Annotated in this window: 19 protein-coding genes; 7 read left to right on the top strand and 12 right to left on the bottom strand. The window is 44.6% G+C overall.

From position 1 onward, the window contains the following. Positions 1-19: 19 nt before the first annotated feature. From ACSJJG_RS04450 to ACSJJG_RS04405, 10 genes are all read right to left on the bottom strand, one after another. Entirely contained in the window at positions 20-805 is a 786-nt protein-coding gene (locus tag ACSJJG_RS04450; protein WP_481088643.1) for a cobalt-precorrin-6A reductase, read from the bottom strand. After that, positions 802-1,527 (bottom strand): precorrin-3B C(17)-methyltransferase, encoded by a 726-nt coding sequence (locus ACSJJG_RS04445; protein ID WP_481088642.1) that lies wholly within the window; start codon positions 1,525-1,527, stop codon positions 802-804. The genes ACSJJG_RS04450 and ACSJJG_RS04445 overlap by 4 nt, the downstream gene beginning before the upstream one ends. Further along, entirely contained in the window at positions 1,521-2,597 is a 1,077-nt protein-coding gene (cbiG, locus tag ACSJJG_RS04440; RefSeq protein WP_481090378.1) for a cobalt-precorrin 5A hydrolase, read from the bottom strand. Before cbiG ends, ACSJJG_RS04445 begins: the two co-directional genes overlap by 7 nt. Before the next feature lie 64 nt (positions 2,598-2,661). Next, positions 2,662-3,468, bottom strand: a complete 807-nt coding sequence (locus ACSJJG_RS04435; protein ID WP_481088641.1) for a cobalt-precorrin-4 methyltransferase — start codon at positions 3,466-3,468, stop codon at positions 2,662-2,664. Continuing rightward, the gene (locus ACSJJG_RS04430; RefSeq protein WP_481088640.1) at positions 3,458-4,042 is read right to left on the bottom strand and encodes a decarboxylating cobalt-precorrin-6B (C(15))-methyltransferase; all 585 of its coding nucleotides are present in this window, start codon (positions 4,040-4,042) and stop codon (positions 3,458-3,460) included. The genes ACSJJG_RS04435 and ACSJJG_RS04430 overlap by 11 nt, the downstream gene beginning before the upstream one ends. Further along, a complete protein-coding gene (locus ACSJJG_RS04425) occupies positions 4,039-4,659 on the bottom strand; it encodes a cobalt-precorrin-7 (C(5))-methyltransferase (RefSeq protein ID WP_481088639.1) in 621 nt (206 codons plus the stop codon). Before ACSJJG_RS04425 ends, ACSJJG_RS04430 begins: the two co-directional genes overlap by 4 nt. After that, entirely contained in the window at positions 4,656-5,819 is a 1,164-nt protein-coding gene (cbiD, locus tag ACSJJG_RS04420) for a cobalt-precorrin-5B (C(1))-methyltransferase CbiD (RefSeq protein ID WP_481088638.1), read from the bottom strand. Before cbiD ends, ACSJJG_RS04425 begins: the two co-directional genes overlap by 4 nt. After that, the gene (locus ACSJJG_RS04415; protein ID WP_481088637.1) at positions 5,812-6,453 is read right to left on the bottom strand and encodes a cobalt-precorrin-8 methylmutase; all 642 of its coding nucleotides are present in this window, start codon (positions 6,451-6,453) and stop codon (positions 5,812-5,814) included. Before ACSJJG_RS04415 ends, cbiD begins: the two co-directional genes overlap by 8 nt. 12 nt (positions 6,454-6,465) lie before the next feature. Beyond that, entirely contained in the window at positions 6,466-7,425 is a 960-nt protein-coding gene (cbiB, locus tag ACSJJG_RS04410) for an adenosylcobinamide-phosphate synthase CbiB (protein WP_481088636.1), read from the bottom strand. Continuing rightward, positions 7,422-8,816, bottom strand: coding sequence for a cobyrinic acid a,c-diamide synthase CobB (locus ACSJJG_RS04405; RefSeq protein WP_481088635.1), 1,395 nt, complete (start codon positions 8,814-8,816; stop codon positions 7,422-7,424). Before ACSJJG_RS04405 ends, cbiB begins: the two co-directional genes overlap by 4 nt. Before the next feature lie 727 nt (positions 8,817-9,543). Between ACSJJG_RS04405 and cobA the strand changes: the two genes are divergently transcribed. The 7 genes from cobA (at position 9,544) to ACSJJG_RS04370 (ending at position 17,288) form a co-directional block, all read left to right on the top strand. After that, positions 9,544-10,302, top strand: coding sequence for a uroporphyrinogen-III C-methyltransferase (gene cobA / locus ACSJJG_RS04400; protein ID WP_481088634.1), 759 nt, complete (start codon positions 9,544-9,546; stop codon positions 10,300-10,302). After that, a complete protein-coding gene (cobD, locus tag ACSJJG_RS04395; protein ID WP_481088633.1) occupies positions 10,299-11,372 on the top strand; it encodes a threonine-phosphate decarboxylase CobD in 1,074 nt (357 codons plus the stop codon). Before cobA ends, cobD begins: the two co-directional genes overlap by 4 nt. Further along, a complete protein-coding gene (locus tag ACSJJG_RS04390; RefSeq protein WP_481088632.1) occupies positions 11,365-12,225 on the top strand; it encodes a GHMP family kinase ATP-binding protein in 861 nt (286 codons plus the stop codon). Before cobD ends, ACSJJG_RS04390 begins: the two co-directional genes overlap by 8 nt. A 692-nt stretch (positions 12,226-12,917) precedes the next feature. Then, complete coding sequence (locus ACSJJG_RS04385) at positions 12,918-13,349, top strand: JHE-like toxin PirA (protein ID WP_481088631.1); 432 nt, start codon at positions 12,918-12,920, stop codon at positions 13,347-13,349. A 91-nt stretch (positions 13,350-13,440) separates the two neighbouring features. Beyond that, a complete protein-coding gene (locus tag ACSJJG_RS04380) occupies positions 13,441-14,718 on the top strand; it encodes an insecticidal delta-endotoxin Cry8Ea1 family protein (protein WP_481088630.1) in 1,278 nt (425 codons plus the stop codon). A 413-nt stretch (positions 14,719-15,131) separates the two neighbouring features. Beyond that, the gene (locus tag ACSJJG_RS04375; protein ID WP_481088629.1) at positions 15,132-16,199 is read left to right on the top strand and encodes a PfkB family carbohydrate kinase; all 1,068 of its coding nucleotides are present in this window, start codon (positions 15,132-15,134) and stop codon (positions 16,197-16,199) included. Positions 16,200-16,421: 222 nt separating this feature from the next. Beyond that, complete coding sequence (locus tag ACSJJG_RS04370; protein WP_481088628.1) at positions 16,422-17,288, top strand: DUF817 domain-containing protein; 867 nt, start codon at positions 16,422-16,424, stop codon at positions 17,286-17,288. Between the two features lie 58 nt (positions 17,289-17,346). On the opposite strand, the gene lysS is transcribed toward ACSJJG_RS04370, so the two are convergent. Next, the gene (gene lysS / locus ACSJJG_RS04365; protein ID WP_481088627.1) at positions 17,347-18,867 is read right to left on the bottom strand and encodes a lysine--tRNA ligase; all 1,521 of its coding nucleotides are present in this window, start codon (positions 18,865-18,867) and stop codon (positions 17,347-17,349) included. Positions 18,868-18,876: 9 nt separating this feature from the next. Continuing rightward, positions 18,877-19,975 (bottom strand): peptide chain release factor 2 gene (gene prfB, locus ACSJJG_RS04360; protein WP_481088626.1). Its coding sequence is split into 2 segments (ribosomal slippage): positions 18,877-19,899 and positions 19,901-19,975, totalling 1,098 coding nucleotides; the frame shifts between segments, so codons are not numbered across the junction. Between the last annotated feature and the right edge of the window lie 4 nt (positions 19,976-19,979).

Genomic DNA, 19,979 nt, shown 5'->3' with positions numbered 1-19,979 from the left:
CTTTTCCTTATTGGTTTATTTACGTGCCAAAATTCGCCAATACCTGGGCAATCTCTTCCAATCCGTTGGCTTGCGTAATCCCCTCACCGGTAAATTGCTGCCCTGGGCGACAGAGCACAATACAGGGCAGCCCAAGGGAAAGGCATGGCTCCACTTTTTCCCTGAACCCGCCTTGTTCACCAGACTCTTTGGTAATGACGACCTCCGCCTGACAAAATTGGTAAAATGCCCGATTGAAATCGGCACTGAATGGGCCTTTCAGGGCAAAAATCTGATCGACTGACAAACCACAAGATTCACACATCGCCAAAACTTCTGCGGTTGGTAATACACGGGCCAGCACCGTTTTTCCTGGCAGGTGCCCCACGTAGTCGGCCAATTGTTTACTGCCGGTGGTCAGCAAAATACGGGTTGCCAAACTGGTTGCTATTTCACACGCCTGCTTAATGGTTGCCACTTTATAGATAAGGGGATGTTCAACAGCATCAATATCGCTGGGACGGATATAACGAATGAGAGGAATAGCCAACTTTTGGCAAGCGCCGACAATGTTTTGACTCAGCCGTTCGGCATAAGGATGGGACGCATCAATCACCATTTTCGTCCCTCGCTTTTGCAGATATTCGGCCATCTCTTCGGCTTCCATCCTGCCGGTAACAATTTCACCGCGAATACCCATCGCCTGCTGTGCTCCCGCCGATGTCGCCACGGATAAGCCATAATCTATGCCGGCAATATCCATCATCACACAAATCTGGCGGGCATCGCTCGTACCGCCAAAAATGTGAACCAATGGCCGTTTCATAACTTATATCCTCTCGGCGTGATCATCAGCCCATCACGTATATAAGTTGACTGGTTACCCACTATCACCAGACTGCGCATATCAACACGGGAAAAATCCATTGAGCCAAAAGTAGTCAGCCATTTATCCTCATGTTTGCGCCCTGCCGCTTTCACCACGCCAACGGGCGTTTCCGGCGATTTCCACGGTGCCATCAAGGAAAATGCCCGTGCCAAATGTTCTTCCCGTCCGCGACTACGGGGATTATAGAAACAGACCACAAAATCGGCTTCTGCCGCAGCCCGAACCCGCTTTTCAATGACCTCCCACGGGGTGAGCAAATCGCTTAGGCTGATATGACAAAAATCATGCATCAATGGCGCACCAAGCAAAGCGGCGCAAGCCGTACTCGCCGTTACTCCCGCCACCAGCCGAACTTCTACATTGCGCTTTTGCTGGCTGACCAACGCCAAAATCAAGCCAGCCATGCCATAAATACCCGCATCACCGCTACAAACTACCGCCACATTTTTACCCTGCTCGGCCAGCTCAATGGCTGTCTGGCAACGTTCAATCTCTTTGCACATGCCGGTTTTGATAATTTCTTTATCGCCTACCAGTGATTTCACCAGATGGGTGTAAGTTTTGTAACCCACCACGATGTCAGCCGCTTTCAATGCAGCAATTGCTTCCTGCGTCATCATGGCTTCGCAACCGGGACCAATTCCAATGACCGTTAACATGGATGCAATACTCCTAATGTGATAGTGACGCCCTGCTCACGCAGGGTATGACCAACCAGGTGCCCCTGGCTCATTAGCCAAGCCACAGGTTGGGAGACACAGCCTATGCCCACCGTTTTTCGCACAAATTCAGAAACCGTAAATGTCTGTTCACACTGGGCAAGCTGATTAACAGAGAAAATTTGGTATGGAATTTGACGCTCTTGTGCCAATTGGATTAACGCCGGCTCGTTTTTTTTCAGTTCGACACTGCCGACGGCTTTTAGCGCCAAAGATTCAAGGTTATGTTCCGCCAGATGGCGATCTAATAATTTTGCGAGCCGTTCCCCTTCCACTCCCCGCCGACAACCAATGCCTGCAACGATACGGCGCGGGATTAATTTAAAAGTGGGGATGGCCAGTGCCAGATTTGTTCGTTCATAGCTGATGTATACCAGGGCATCCAGCTCAGGCCGATCTTCCAGAGAGTCAACGGGAATAAACCCACGCGTATCATAGCGATCTTTTTCATCACTCAGGTTGGGATGCCACCAAATGCCTACCCGCTTGCCATTGACCAGCATTTGATTAACGGTTTTGACATTGGCACGGAAATTCTCCGTTGTTCCATCAAGTTCTTGCGATAACAGATCCAATGCGGCGACCTGGTTAACATCGGTTGCAGTGGTGATCACCGCCTGACCATCAAGAATATCTGCTATCTGTTGTGCCAGCTTATTCGCGCCTCCCATATGCCCCGACAATAAACTGATCGCAAATTGCCCTTTTTCATCCAGTACGACAACCGCCGGATCGGTCATTTTGTCCTTGAGCAGCGGGGCGATAACCCGAATGGCGATCCCCGTCGCACCAATCATGATCAACGCGCCGTATTGGGTGAATACCTTGCGTATCGTATTGGCAAAACCGCCTTCAAATGCCATAAATCCGCGACTGGCATCCATAAATTCACTCTCCACCAATTCAGGGGAAGTGAAACAATCCATCGCTAAATGGATTCGCAAACGACGAGCCAACGCCATACCCCCTGCTGTCAGGCAAAACAAGGCATATTCTTTGTTAGATGACATTGTTTTAAGTAATCCAGTTTTAGGTAATCCAGTTTTAGGTGCTATTGCGTCAGGTGATATTAAGTCAGGCGCTACGGTATTCATGGCTGAACCTCGCATCGTACAATTTCGAGTAGTGATACTCTTCTCCAAGAAAAGCGCCCACTAGGATCAAGGCCGTTTTACGAATGCCCGTGCTGCCTACCTGTTCAGCAATTGTCGCCAATGTCCCCCGTACAATCTGGCAATCCGGCCAGGTTGCCTTGTAAACCACTGCAACAGGAGTTTCCTGTCCATAACCGCCCTGAACCAACCGAGCCACAACCTCCGTCATGTTCTGTACCGAAAGGAAGATCGCCATTGAAGTTTGGTGAGCGGCAAAGGCTTCCAGCGTTTCCCGTGGTGGCATTGGCGTTCTGCCTTCCATACGGGTGATAATCAAACTTTGTGCGACTTCGGGTACGGTGTACTCCACACCCAACTGCGCCGCCGCCCCAAGAAACGAACTCACCCCGGGCACAGAGACAAAACCAATACCATGATTTGCCAGTTCTTCGGCCTGTTCACGTATAGAGCCAAACAGCGATAAATCTCCCGTTTGCAGGCGAACCACCAATTTGCCTGCTTTCACGCCATTCACCATCAATTCCGTGATTTCCGATAACGTCAATCTCGCGCTGTCATGGCATTCAGCATCTGTGCGGCAATAATCCAGTAACTCCCGATTAACCAGCGAACCGGCATAAATCACCACTTGCGCCTGACGTAATAATTGATAGCCTTTCAGGGTAATCAGACTCTTATCCCCTGGCCCCGCACCAACAAACCAGACTTTTTCACTATCAAAACTGACGTTATCTATCTGTTCTGAGTTAATATATTCAGGCATCATTCCGCTCCTCTTGACCGGACTCTTTCAGGCAGGACAACAAATAAGTGGGATTGTTGGGTTTGAAATAATGTCCTTGCCCTAGTGCCGTCAGTTCTCCCACCTGAATTTCTCGCCCATCAAGTTCTGTCACCCGACAGGATTTCAGGTGCAATAATGCTTGTGTGAAGTTTTCCAGCAGGATAAAAGTCATGACTAAACGTCCACCTGAGTTCAGGTGCAGCAATGCCCAATCAATGATTTCTGTCAGATGCCCACCCGTTCCGCCAATGAAAATAGCCTCTGCGGTACTGTCTAACGGCATAGGAGCACTACCAGACTGGATACGAACCCTCTGGCAGCCAAAATGCCGAACATTTTCAGCAAGCAGTAACAAGGCATCTTCCTTGCGTTCAATGGCGAGGATATCCAATGCCGGATAGCGCACTGCCGCTTCAATACTGACGCTGCCAGTACCCGCACCAACATCGATAAAACGGCAGGCGTTTTCCAGTTCCAATCGTTCCAATGCCAGCGCCCTAACCGCTTCTTTGGTCATGGGGATGCGATGACCACGCAAAAACAGTTCATCTTTCATTCAGGTTCACCATTTAAAATCACCACAACATTCAAGCCATAATCAATGTTGCCGCGTTGCACAACCTGTTCCGCGTGCAAACAAATAATTTGCTCATGTTCATGGGATAAATTTTTACCGATCACCATGCGACGTTGCTGCCCGCGCGCCAGAATTTCTTGCGCAATCTGGTAAGGGCCAATAACGTTATCCGTTACCATGGCAATTTTTTCGTGTTGCAATAGCCAATCAAAATCCGGTTTGCGTCCGTGGCTGCTGGTGAGATAAATGTCGTTCATATCCAGCAAAATTTGGGCGCATAAATATTGGATTGAACTTATGCCAGAGATAATGCGGGTATTTTGTCCAGAAAAATGCTCAGTGATTCGTTTGCCGATGCCATAAAAGAGAGGATCACCCGAAGCCAGCACAATAATTTGCCGATGCTGATTCTGTTCAAGCCATTGCATCAATCCATCCACATCAGCATCCAAACGGCGGGTTTCTCCGTTGAAATGAGGAAATTCGGCGAGATGGCGCTTTCCTCCGACCAACACTTCCGCCTGTCTGATAGCTTCCAGCGCAGCCAATGTTTGGTTTGCAGTGGCACCAGGGCCAATACCAACAACGGTGATCATCGGCAATCCTCCATAAAATCCTTCACTATCGCGTCCACAGGCCGATTGCAGCCCAAGACCTGATTATCAAAAGAGAATAGAATGGCGTCACACTGCGGTTTACCACTGGCGAAACGGAGCATTTGGTCGATACGCCCGCAGATTTTCCGGGCAATTTGTTGGTACACGGCCTGCCAGCCCTGCTCTGCAATCAACTCAATGGCTGCTTCGGTGGTATCACATTGATCCACGGCCTGAATCAGTTCGAAAGGTGCTCCTGTTAAGGCCAAATTGGCGATCAGTGTTTCCATACGACCATCAGCAATATGGCTGTGGGTATGAAAGATACCGGCAGCGATTTTCACCAACTTGCCGACATGCCCTACCAGCACCACATGGCGGAACTCCAGACGCACAGCTTCTTGCAACATATAGCCGACAAAATTACTCATTGTGACGACATAATTCGCATCAATACCCAACTGCTGACTGACAAAACGTTCACCGTGATTTCCCGGTACAAAAATAATGCGGTCCAACCCATTGGCACGTTTGGCTTCTAATTCCAGTGCCAGAGAACGTTTCCAGCTCTCTTCTGACATCGGCATCACAATGCCAGTCGTACCAATAACCGAAATACCGCCCTTAATCCCCAATCTGTCGTTATAGGTTTTTTTCGCCCGTTCCTCGCCTTCTGGGGCAAAAATGACGATATCTGCTCCACGCTGCGGACCTATTACTTCCCGTACCGCTTCTTCAATGGTATGCCGTGGGGTTTTATTAATGGCTGCCCAGCCCATCGGCAAACCCACCCCCACTCGCGTTACCCTGCCAATACCTTCACCGCCATCCAATGTGATCACACCGCTGTCATTCAGGGAGACACGGGCAAAAATCAACATACCGTGGGTAGCATCCACATCATCGCCGCCATCTTTACGGATAGCGGCAACCGCCTGTTGTCCTTCAATCAAGGGTTGTTCGACATTCAAGGCCAAGGTGACACCCGAAGGCGTGACAATAGAAACCTGATGAATAATCTGCTGACGCAAGATCATCAATGCAGCAACCCTGGCTGCGGCTGCGGCACAAGATCCCGTGGTGTAGCCCTTGCGATACTGCTTTCCCCGATGCCAGACCGTTCCGAGGCCATTGCCCTGCGTATCACTGATTTCATTCATGACTGACCTCTGGCATCCGGTACAGAATGGCGTTGATAATGGCGGCGGCAATATTGCTACCTCCCTTGCGCCCTTTTGCTGCAATGCAACTTAATCCGCTATTGATCAGAGCATTTTTTGATTCCTCTGCGCCAACAAACCCAACAGGCACACCAACGACTGCAATAGGTGCAATTTGGTGTTCCATCAAACGAAACAGCGCAGTCGGGGCGTTGCCAAAGACAAAAATCTTCTCCCCTGCTTCTTGCAAGGCCAGATCGACGGCGGCCATTGAACGTGTAATTTGCTGGGCTTTTGCCATTTGAACGGCGCGGGGATCGCTGACATAACAACGGCATTCACTGCCATATTGAGCCAAACGCGTTTTATTGATACCAGATAGCGCCATTGTTGTATCGGTATATAACGTACAACCCCGCAATATACCGTCACGAATGTGGCGCAAAACATCCGGGGAAAAATAGAGAATATCAAGCCAATCAAAATCAGCGGTGGTATGGATCACCCGTTTGATCACTGCTTCTTGATCCGCGTCCACAAAACGATAATCAGGCCGCGATTCGAAAATAAGCTGGCTGATAATGTCAAAGCTATTTCTTTCGATCTGTTGGGGTTGTCGGATGTAATCGCTCATGCTGTTCCCTCCTTATACCGTCACACTGACCAGACTATGCAGCAACGCAAACAGCAGGAGCGCCATCACTGATGCCACCATCATCATCTGAACAGATTGTGGAATATCATCAGGCGTGACTTCACGCCTTGCATCACCAATCCACGGTTTTTCGACAAGCTGGTTAAAGTAAACATTCGGTCCGCCAAGACGGATGCCCAATGCCCCCGCCACAGTAGCTTCCGGCCAGCCACTATTGGGGCTACTGTGTTGGTAGCGATCACGCCAACCAATGCGTAACGCCTGCCGAAAATCCAAACCCTGCCATTTCGCGGCCATTGCCAGCAGAAGCCAGCCCAAACGGGCAGGCAGCCAATTCGCCACATCATCCATACGTGCCGAAAACATCCCCAGCGCCCGATAACGGGGGGTTTTATAGCCCACCATGGAATCAAGGGTATTGATTGCTTTATAGGCCATCGCCAGTGGAGCACCGCCGAGCATTAAGAAGAACAATGGGGCAATCACGCCATCCACGCTGTTTTCTGCCACGGTTTCAATCGCGGCGCGGCTGATTTGGGCTGTTTGCAATTGGCAGGTGTCCCGACCGACAATTTTGCCAAGCTGTTCACGGCTGGCATCTAAATTCCCTTGATGCAATGCCTGATAAACGGCATTTGCCGCGTCGCCTAAGCCACGTCCTGCCAACACGGTATAAATCAGCCAAATTTCAACCAAACATCCCAGCCAGAACGTCACGCCATAAACCAATTGCAAAACCCAATAGCTCGCCAGCCAGACACTCCCCACGACCACCAGCCATAACAGTACGCCGCCCCATTTCAAGTCGGTTTCAGTTTGGCTAATCCGGCGAATAAGCTGTTCAGTTTGGTTAGTCAGCTGCCCCATCCAGCGCACAGGGTGCGGCCAATGAGGAGGATCACCCAATTTCCTATCCAGAATAAAAGCCGTAAACCACAATAAGACGGTCATAACAGCCTCCGTGCCATCATCAGCCAACGATGGAGAAAATGGGGGCGTTGGGCAAAATGAATATGCAGATAGCTCGCCAGGGTATTGCCATTCTGGTAGCCTCCCTGCCAGCTTTTCTGCACGGTTTTTAATGTTTCTTTTGGATTACACCATTTAACACACTGAAAAATAGGTGGTTGAGTCGTGATAAAATCCGAGTAATGGAATTCATGCCCGCGCAACGTTTCCCCTTTCGCCACGAAAGGCGTATCACACATTGCCGTAGCTTCGCAGTAACCAAAACGTTGCAGGTGATCTCCCATCTGGCTTTCACCGGCAATCAACCCCACCATGCCATGCCGTACACCATCTGCATCAATCAGGGTATCGCCGAGATACATCAAGCCACCGCATTCCGCATAAATGGGGATACCTTTGTGCTGCGCCTGACGTAATGCCAAATGCATAGCGTAGTTAGAAGACAGGGATTGGGCATAAATCTCAGGGTATCCCCCCCCCAAATAGATCATCTGGCATTCAGGTAACCGATGATCATGCAGGGGACTGAACCGTTTGATAGTTACACCGGCTTTTTCCAGCAACAACAGGTTATCAGGGTAATAGAAGTGGAATGCCTCATCTTCTGCCAGAGCCAGTGTTAAGCCTTGCCCCATCGCGGGATCAATGAGGGAATCGATATTTCCTTTTGGTAAAGAAGATAGCGGGGTTAATGCCAGCAATTTATCCAAATCCACCAAGGCTTCGATCTGCTGAGCCAGACGAGTCCAGCATTCTTCGCGTTGACTGATTTGTTCTTGCGCAGGGATCAACCCAAGATGGCGGGAAGGAAGGGTAACCTCTGGCATCACCGGAAGCCGCCCCAAAACAGGAATACCGCAATAACCTTCAATCGCCTGTTTTAATAACTGAAAATGGCTATCCCGATTGACGCGATTGATCAGCACTCCCACAATATTGACCGTCGGATCAAATTGCTGAAACCCCATCACGGTAGCGGCTATTGAGGTAGAAACCGCCTTCCCATCCACCAATAAAACCACCGGACAGCCAAGTTGCTTTGCCATTGCCGCGCTACTGCAATAATTGGGATCAGTACCATAGCCATCATATAACCCCATCACCCCTTCAATTACGGCAATATCTTGATCAACCATAGCGTGGTTAAACAAACCATTCAGGATAGGTTCAGGGAGCATAAAAGCATCAAGATTACGTGAAGCGACGCCCGTCACAGCACGATGCCAGCCACCATCCAGATAATCAGGCCCGATTTTGAATGGCTGTACCCGCAATGAACGGTTCATCAAGGCGCGCAGGATGCCTAACGTAACGGTTGTCTTGCCACACCCGCTACCTGTACCGGCAATGACAAAAGTATGTTTCTGTTGCATATGCTTACCCCAAAACATTTAAATTCTGTATTGGTGTTAAAATCGGTATTAGTTTTAAATCTGCAACTCATATTCTCATTCATTGATATTTATCAAATAAAAGTCTTTTAGTTCATTTTCGACAAAACAATTAATATTCAATGAATAACGTGGATATCCACAATCTTTTTATTTCGTAACAAACAAGCAACTTAATAAAAAACATTACCACAATATTAATTTCGCATTAAAAATAAAAAAGAGAAATAAATTTATTTTCAAAATACACATTTTTCATTTTTATAAAAACACCCTTTATTATTTTTGTGATCTTGTTCATGATTATTTATTTTTAAACGCCATTTTTATTTCTAGTAAAATAAAAAATAACACACAACCACTAAACCAGAAATTAAAAAATAAAATTCAATTCATTGAATTTATTATAAAAAAATAAAAAAATTCAATATAATAAAGCAACTTTCATATAGGTAAATATTTTCAACAAACAATAAAGCTCAATTTGAAAATAATTCATATTTAAGAATAAAAATATTGATATAAATCAACTTTACTTATCCTGCATTAAAGTAATAATTATAAAAAATTGAAATCAATATAACGTCGATCATAAGAACAAGAAGAAATTACCCATAAAGCAAAAAATAAAAAACAGAGCATCACCACCCTGATGAAAATATATTTTTCCCTTTGATAATTTATATTTTAATTCCATAGAGGTAACCCAATGAATAAAAGCAATGTTTGGTTAGTGGGAGCCGGCCCTGGTGATGCAGGTTTAATCACAGTCAAAGGATTGCGCTGTATTCAATCTGCGGATGTCATTGTTCATGACCGTCTTGTCAATTCTGAACTTATTGCCCAAGTACCAGATCACTGTGAAATTATTAATGTTGGGAAAGAACATGATTACCATCCCATCCCACAAGAAGAGATTAATCAAATTCTGGTCAGGCATGCACAGGCGGGAAAACGGGTTGTTCGCTTAAAAGGCGGCGATCCCTATGTTTTCGGCCGCGGCGGAGAAGAAGCGGAAGTGCTGGCACAACATGGCATTAAATTCGAAATCATTCCGGGGATCAGCTCCTCAATTGGTGGATTGGCCTATGCCGGCATTCCCGTCACCCACCGCAATTATGCATCGAGTTTTCACGTTGTGACCGGACACACTTCTCAAGGCAATGAACAACAGAATTGGGAGATACTCGCCCAATTGGAAGGAACATTGGTTATTCTCATGGGGATGACCCGCCTGATGGAGATCTGCCAACAGTTGATGCTATATGGCAGATCCCCCACAACGCCTGCGGCGGTGATCATGTACGCCAGCCATCCCAAACAAAAGAGCGTTATAGGCACACTGGAAACGCTGGCTGCAAAAGCAGAAGAACAGGATCTGCATGCACCCGCACTGATTGTGGTTGGTGATGTCGTCAAGTTAGGGACAATACTCGCCTTCTCTCCCACTGACGGAGCAATACCATGAGTGAACATGGCGGCAATATTATCGGCATTGCCCAACAATATGGTCTTCCAGCCAACGAGCTGATTGATTTCAGTGCCAATATCAATCCGTTAGGTGCGCCAGAACGGGTTAAGGCGTTGATCAAAAATAGCCTTTTTGATATCGAAAAATATCCAGATATGGAATATCGCCACTTGCATCAGGCGATCGCAGAGACCCATCAATGCGATTACAACTCAGCAATAGCAGGCAATGGTGCAACAGAACTGATTTATGCCGTCACCCGTTATCTCAATCCCAAACGAGCCTTGCTGCTTATCCCAGGATTTGCTGAATATCGACGAGCCTTGCAGCAAATTGGCACAGAAATTATCGACTATCCATTAACAGAGGACGCCGGATTTCAACCTGATTTACGCCTGCTAGATACACTTTCCACAATTCAACCCGATTGTGTTTTTATCGCTACGCCCAATAATCCCACCGGATTAATGCCTGACAACCCGTTTATGCAATCACTGGTGGAATATTGTGAACAACAAGGGATTTCGCTGATTGTCGATGAATCCTTTATTGATTTTCTCCCTGAGAATCGAGGATTGATTCCGCAAGTTACGGTCACTAAGCATCTTTATGTATTGCGTTCAATGACCAAATTCTTTGCCATTCCCGGATTACGCTTAGGCTATTTAGTCAGCGGAAATATGGCAGGGATTGCAGAGATGAAAAATCGACGTGAACCGTGGTCAATTAATGCCTTTGCTGCACGGGTCGGTGAGATTTTATTTGATGAACATGACTATATTGCTGCAACACATCAATGGCTAACATCGCAGCAACATTATCTAGGGTCTCAGCTTTCAACTTTCCCTGAACTGACTGTCTGGCCGCCATCCGCTAATTTTCTGTTCTTTCGCTGTGATAAACCCAATCTTGATTTATGGCATGCTTTACTTAAACGTCGGTTGTTAATTCGCCATTGTAAAAATTATGCCGGATTAGACGAGCGTTACTATCGCATAGCCGTGCGCAATGAGTGGGAAAATCAGCGCCTAATCGCAGCTATGCAGCAGGTTTTTGCCTATGGCTGAAGCCGCTTGTCCCGCTTCCTGCGGAGAACTGCTACAAGGATGGCTGTTTGGGGGGGAAAAGTTAATCTCCTGCCCAATCAATTGGTTCAGTTGTGTTTCCGTTAATGAAGGTATTCCCATCCCCCATGAACGGCCACGTATGCGCCAGATGGTCAATGTACTGCTGGATTACTGGCAGGAGCCACCAGAATTGACTGCTGGCTTGCGGATTGAATATCAATCGACCATTCCGATCGCCAAAGGCATGGCCAGCAGCACAGCGGATATTGCCGCTACCGCCCAGGCCACGGCCAGATTATTGGGCAAGTCACTGGAAAGCACCGAACTAGCGCAACTTTGTGTCAAACTGGAACCCACTGACAGCACGATCTTCGAACAATTAACCTTGTTTGATCATCTCACCGCCCAAACTCAAATTCCCTTCGACTGGCAACCGGATATCGATATTTTACTATTGGAAAGCCCACAAACTATTTTGACAGAAGAATATCACCAACAGGATCATCACGCACAATGGCGGGATAATACCCCTTTATTCCAACAAGCTTGGTGGCAATTTCATACAGCGAACCAACGGCATGACTATTATCGCCTTGGGGAAGCTTGCACATTAAGCGCTATCGCCAGCCAATCGATATTACCGAAACCCTGTTTTAATCAACTGCGGGATTTGGTCGAGCAAACAGGTATCTATGGACTGAATGTTGCCCACAGCGGCAGTGTCGTCGGCCTGTTATTCGATTCACATCGCCATGACGTCAATTACCTGCGCTGGTGGCTGCGCCAAAAGAAGATTTCTGAGCACTATCCGAAAATTCACCAGGTTAAACTGATTGCGGGTGGTATTCGCTGAAATCTATACATAGATTCACATTTTCTTTATTATAAATAACATAATTTAAACAATGAATTAAACCATATGGAAAATACAACTCTGACACCGACGACAATTGACACCTTTATGTCACTCAATATTCGCGTTGGCACAATCATTAATTCCCCAAAAAACGGGAAATTAGCATCCGAATGTTGTAATTTTTTGAGTCGTAAAATAACAGTTTTACTGCGGTTTGTGATGAACAAGGAACCGTCCTTATCCAGCCAGAAAAAAACGGGAAATCAGGCTCCCGAATGCTGTAATTTTTTGAGTTGTAAAATAACATTATTGCGTTTTAATAAGAACACTACTTATATCTTGCATCAACAACTTCATCAGCCTGATTTAAAATAGACATACTGTTACTTATCCACCCTCATTAATAAATATTAATCATATCTACACACTGATAACACTATTTCAATGAGCAGTATAATTTTTAAATCAAGCTTACATTTTTTATATTTTATCCTGCCATACCAATATGTTTAGAATAGCCGCGGTCATAATATATAGATTCATGCCAAAAAATAATAACAAACTTCAACCACAAGGAGAAAATCACAACAATTATATTGTGGACCATAGAAAAAAACCAAAAATAAACAAATTAATTTTTTAAAAGACAAAATTAAACCTTAATAACATTTAAAACGGGATAATACCTTATGAGCACAATCAATATAAATATAAGTGGCAGTAGTGACATTACAATCATAAACAATACTACATCTAACCCAGAACCACTCATTTACAATACAGACACACCCGCATCAGAACCTCTTACCGTCAATCCTTATAGGGATATGACAATAGAGCCACACTCTTCTATTCAAGCAATAAGAATTGATACGCCAATTATTCCCGAAACACGCCCCAATTATTACGTAGCCAATTCTGGCCCCGCACCATCAGTTAGGGCTGTTTTTTATTGGTCTCATCCTTTCACATCAGAATGGTTCGAATATTTTGTTATCACAGTGAAAGCCGGGGAAGACGGCATATTAAAAGCACCGAGCAACTCTGTGTATTACAGCAAGGTCGTCATTTATAACGAAACAGATAAACGCGCCTTTGTTACTGGATATAATATGTCATAATATAAAAAAACATTTATAAATCATAGCGTTTTATTTAATTACTATCTAACTAAAGCACTATTTAACTAAGGAACTAAGGTAAAATACAATTATGAATACCACACCGATTAATGTATCTGAAAATGACACATTGCCTGTACTCACTGACGTTATGCTTATGGTGCCTTATACCACCTCTACCCCCGATTATGAATGGGATATGTCATCAATTATAAAGGATGCCATTATTGGTGGTGTAGGGTTTATTCCAGGAGCAGGTCCCGCAATGTCCTTCCTGTTAGGACTATTTTGGCCGCAACAGAAAGATAATACCTGGGAGCAAATTCTCCAAAAAGTAGAGCAAATGATAGAGAATGCAGTTCTACAAACGATTAAAGGAATACTTAATGGTGATATACAAGTGATCAAAGGAAAAATGGAACATGTGCAATACATGCTGGAAACCTCGCCTGGCAGCCAGGAAAGCCATGACGCATATATGTTCCTGGCTAGATATCTGGTGAGTATCGATGAAAAATTCAAATCATTTAATAATAAAACCAATTACCAAATCATGCCGATGTACACTAACACGGTTATGTTACAGATCCCTTATTGGAAAATGGGGATAGAGAAGAAAAATGATATTGGGCTGACCGATATTGAAGTCAATGAGTTAAAACAACTTATCGACACATTGGTTGACAGAGCCAGAAACTATATTCATACGATGTATACTGATGAATATAATAATGCCATAAACACATCAACAGCAGAGAGTGTCACTAATAATTTATTGTCTGTAAGAGGATATTGTTTATTACACGGTTTAGAGTATATTGAGTTAATTGAACATCTCCAAAATAATAGTCTGGAAAGTGGTTTAAATCCTAAAACTATCAGTTATTCAACCGTGTTTGATCGTCCTACTAACAAAACGAGAATTCAAGCTCTGACAGAAGACGATCAAATGCAGGAACCCTTCAAGCCCTCTTTAATCGACGGTAAATACAATAAAATAAAATCATTGCTTGGCTATGTACGAAGAATCGGCAATGCCCCCAGAGTGGGTGGTATTAAAATCACGTTTGCCAACGGTTCATCCTATACACTCGGCACAGTAACATCAGAAACGAGTTCCATTGAACTCAATGATAGTGTTATCGAAAGGTTGGAAGTATGGGGCAATGGCGCGGTTGATGAGGCGTTATTTACGTTAAGTGATGGGCGTCAACTCAGAGTCGGTGAGCGCTACGCGACAAAATACAGAAAATACGCTGTTGATGGTCACTATATTGCAGGGCTGTACTTAGCCAGCGATGAACCTTCACTTGCTGGTCAAGCCGCAGGTATTGCCGTTTCATACCATATGTTAGCGGATAAAAAATAATACCGACTAATGGAGTTTGAGTTGTAGATCAGCTCCCCTGGTTACAAGGCTAATTATGTAGCCGGGGGTAGTTTTTTCTCATCATATATTCCAGTTTCACCTCGCCATGAAAATCAACAAATCATAAAAACCAAACATATGTTTGCAGTTTCCATAAATCAATACAACACACTGTTTTAAAAGAGATTTTAACAGAATAAAATATAGTTGACTCACTTGATGTATTTAGTTACCTGATTTTTATGAATTTTTCAGCATAACATTCGAGACAACCATCACATTTTTATGTCATTTACTGGCTTTACCAATCTTACGATCATATTCTCATAATGAGAAAGAAATATAAAATAGCCTTTACTGTCTGTCAGACATGACATAAAACATCAGTATAAAAAAACAACCAAAGGTATGATATGTCAAAAAGGGAAAACCAGATATTGCAACTTCTAAAGCGTGATCCTTTCATTCAGCAACAAGAAATTGCTGATATTCTCGGAATCAGTCGCTCATGTGTTGCAGGACATATTATGAACCTAAGTAAAAAAGGTTATATTAAAGGCAAAGGGTATATTTTATCTAACGATGTTTATACTGTGACTATTGGTGCAGCTAATATAGATTTAACAAGCTATACCTCAGCCAAATTAATTTATGAAGATTCCAACCCAGGGAAAATTATTTCTACTCCAGGTGGTGTAGGAAGAAATATCGCTCAAAATATTGCGTTATTAAAAAATGAAAGTTATTTAATTTCCGTTATCGGTAACGATTCAAACGGCAACGCACTGTTTGATCATACAAAATCGACCGGTGTTAATGTTAGCTATTTCTATAAATTAGATGGCGAAAAAACCTCAATCTGCAATTCTGTTATAGATGAAAATGGAAAGTGTGTTGTTACTGTTAATGATATGAGCATTCTGGAAAAATTAACGCCTACGTTATTATCTCAAGCTAAATCTTTAATTCAGCATGCTAACGTGTTAGTTATTGACTGTAATTTAACTGAAGAAGCCCTAAAATGGCTATTTAATCATTCCGGTAATGTCCCGATTTTTGTTGACACGGTTTCAAGATCCAAAGCATCCAAAATTCGCCATTTCCTATCGCATATTCATACTTTAAAACCCAATCGAACTGAAGCAGAAATCCTTAGTGGCATAAAAATTGAAACTCAAAAAGATGCCGCTGATACGGCACACTGGTTTCATCAACATGGCGTCCAGCGCTTAATTTTGAGTATGGATACAGAAGGTGTTTATTACAGTGAAATGGATAATACATCAGGATGTTCAAGTGCAATCAATACCAATATTGTTAATGCCAACGGCGCGGGTGATGCCATGATGGCTGGCCTTGTACATTGCTGGTTAGAAGGCATGGAACTGAAAGAAAGTATCCGCTTTGCACAGCAATGTTCAGCATTAACACTCTCTTCGGAACATATTGAGATATTTCCTAAGAACCGTATGTATTTTTGAATGACAAAATTAGAACCACCTGATATATGCAACTGGATTCATCATTCCTATCACACCTGTCAGGCCGAAATTAAAGAGCAACTCGTTGATCTCTCCATGAATAAGTCATGTCCCCCCTGGCATTACATATCAACATTAATGCTACTTCCTGCTAGAATTCACGGCGTGAAACAGGCATTATCGTAATGAGTTAATAACAAATAACACCAACAGGTTAATTAAATGGAAAGTATGTGCAAGAAACTGAATGTCTTGCGTCAAGTTGATAATTTCTTAATGGCTCATAAGCCCAATAGCAGCACAGGTATTAAGCGATTTATTTTAGAGTTTCTTTTCTTCGGATTGATTAATGCACGTTCATGCTTATTTGCTGGTTTCTTTTTTTTGGCTCTATTTTTTGTTCCAGCAAAAGGCATCGTGGGCATACCACGTTATGATGTACTATTAGTATTTGCGTTGACCTTTCAAGCATTACTAATACGGTTAAAACTCGAAACATGGGATGAATTGAAAGCGATCTGTGTCTTCCACTTAGTTGGTTTTATAATGGAGTTATTTAAAACATCAGCATCTATTAGTTCATGGCAATATCCTGATGCTGCGTTTACTAAACTTTGGGGAGTCCCGTTATTTACAGGTTTTATGTATGCGGCCGTGGGGAGCTACATTATACAGTCATGGCGCTTTTTTAAGGTACGCATTGAGCATTACCCACCGTATTGGATGGCAACACTAGTGGCACTGGTAATTTATATCAACTTCTTTAGTCATCATTATATTGATGATTATCGCTGGTACTTAACGGCTTTTATTTTCGGTCTGTATGCACGTGGTACTGTTTTTTATACCCCATTGGATAAAGAACGCAGAATGCCACTATTACTTGCTTTTATACTGATTGGTTTTTTTATTTGGCTAGCGGAAAACTTCGGGACTTTCTTTGGGATCTGGCAATACCCGAATCAATTAGGCGCCTGGTCTGTTGTTCATGCAGGAAAATGGGGGGCATGGTCATTATTGGTGATTGTTACCTTTACGATTGTGGTTCACCTTAAACATATCAAAGCGAGTGTGGCAATTGCCCGTTAAAAAACGCGCTGTCCGGTTAACCGGACAGCGCGTTTGACTGGTTTTAATCTAGAAATGATTACTTATGCGTATGCGGACGCATTGCAGGGAACAGGATAACATCACGGATAGTATGGCTGTCAGTAAACAACATCACCATACGGTCGATACCAATCCCTAAGCCTGCTGTTGGCGGCAAGCCGTGCTCCAACGCAGTAATATAGTCTTCATCGTAGAACATCGCTTCGTCATCACCCTGATCTTTCTGGCGAACCTGCTCTGCAAAGCGCTCTGCCTGATCTTCCGCGTCGTTCAGCTCCGAGAAACCGTTACCAATTTCACGACCACCGATGAAGAATTCAAAACGATCAGTAATGAATGGGTTGTCATCGTTACGGCGAGCCAGCGGAGAAACTTCTGCTGGATATTCTGTAATGAATGTCGGCTGAATCAGGTGGCTTTCTGCGGTTTCTTCAAAGATTTCACACTGAATACGGCCCAGACCCCAGCCCTTTTCAATTTCAATACTCAAGGATTTCGCGATAGCAACCGCTTTGTCCATATCATCCAGATCGGCCATGTTGGTTTCCGGGCGATATTGGCAAATCGCTTCTTTCATGGTCATCTTGGTAAAAGGCTGACCAAAATCGAATTCCTGTTCGCCGTATTTCACCAATGTTGTACCCAGTACTTCTTGAGTCAAGGTACGGAACAGTTCTTCGGTCAGTACGATCAGATCCTGGTAATCCGCGTAAGCCATGTAGAGTTCCATCATGGTGAACTCTGGATTATGGCGCGGAGAAACACCTTCATTACGGAAATTGCGGTTGATTTCGAAAACGCGCTCAAAACCACCGACCACCAAACGTTTCAGGTACAGTTCTGGCGCAATGCGCAGGTACATGTCGATATCCAGCGCGTTATGGTGCGTAATGAATGGACGCGCACTTGCCCCCCCCGGGATCGCTTGCATCATCGGCGTTTCAACTTCCATGAAGTCTTTTTGGATCATGAAGCTGCGTAATGCCGACATCACGCGGGAACGGATCTGGAATGCCTTGCGTGATTCATCATTCGAGATCAGATCCAAATAACGCTGACGATAGCGAGTTTCCTGATCCGCCAAGCCGTGGAATTTATCCGGCAGTGGACGCAATGCCTTAGTCAGCAAGCGCAGCTCAGTACAATGGATAGAAAGCTCACCCGTTTGAGTTTTGAACAGCTTACCGCGTGCGCCTAAAATGTCACCCAAATCCCATTTCTTGAACTGAGTGTTGTAAATGCCCTCCGGCAGGTCATCACGGGAAACGTAGATCTGAATGCGTCCCCCCATGTCTTGCAGGGTGGCAAAAGAGGCCTTACCCATGATGCGACGAGTCATCATACGACCAGCAACGGTCACTTCAATGTCAAGCTCTTCCAATTCTTCTTTAGTCTTGTCATCGTATTTGGCATGCAGATCTGCGGAAATGTTTTCGCGACGAAAATCATTTGGGAAAGCAATGCCATTGCTGCGCAGGACAACCAGTTTTTCACGGCGCGTTTTCAGTTCGTTATTTAAATCAGGGGCCTGTTCAGCGCCTTGTTGTTGTTGTGACATTTTAGTTCCTCATAGGCCAGCTTTTAAGCTTGCTTCAATGAATTTGTCCAGATCCCCATCCAGCACAGATTGAGTATTGCGGGTTTCTACACCAGTACGCAAATCTTTAATGCGGGAATCATCCAAAACGTAAGAGCGAATCTGACTGCCCCAACCGATGTCCGATTTGTTATCTTCCATTACTTGTTTATCTGCATTCTTCTTCTGCATTTCCAGTTCGTACAGTTTCGCTTTCAACTGTTTCATCGCCTGGTCTTTGTTTTTATGCTGAGAACGGTCTGTCTGACATTGGGTGACAACACCAGTCGGTACGTGGGTGATACGTACTGCAGATTCGGTTTTGTTAACGTGCTGACCACCCGCACCAGAGGCACGATATACATCAATGCGTAGATCAGCCGGATTGATCTCGATATCAATATCATCATCCACTTCTGGATAGATAAAGGCAGAGCTAAATGATGTATGGCGGCGACCACCTGAATCAAAAGGACTTTTACGTACTAAACGGTGGACGCCCGTTTCTGTACGCAACCAACCGTAAGCATATTCACCCATGATCTTGATGGTGGCAGATTTCAAACCAGCAACATCACCATCAGACTCTTCAATAATTTCTGTCTTGAAGCCCTTGGATTCTGCCCAACGCAGGTACATACGCATCAACATGCTGGCCCAATCCTGTGCTTCTGTACCGCCAGATCCCGCCTGAAGATCCAGATAGCAGTTTGCGCTGTCATATTGACCAGAAAACATGCGACGGAATTCAAGTTGGCCTAACTTCTCTTCTAGCTGTTCCAACTCAGCGACGGCTTCATTGAAGGTTTCTTCGTCATCAGCTTCGACGGCTAATTCCAGCAGGCCGTTCACATCTTCCAATCCTTGGGTCAGCTGATCAATGGTTTCTACGATGCTTTCAAGTGATGAACGCTCTTTACCCAACGCCTGTGCCCGTTCCGGTTCATTCCAGACATCAGGCTGTTCGAGTTCAGCATTAACTTCTTCTAAACGTTCTTTCTTGGCATCATAGTCAAAGATACCCCCTCAGAACTGCTGTCCGCTCAGACAGGTCCTGAATGTGATTTTTTACCGGATTAATTTCAAACATATTT

This window comes from Xenorhabdus sp. SGI 60 (assembly GCF_056632175.1).
The sequence above is the reverse complement of the archived record's forward strand: the minus strand, read 5'-3'. Positions and strand labels throughout refer to the sequence as shown.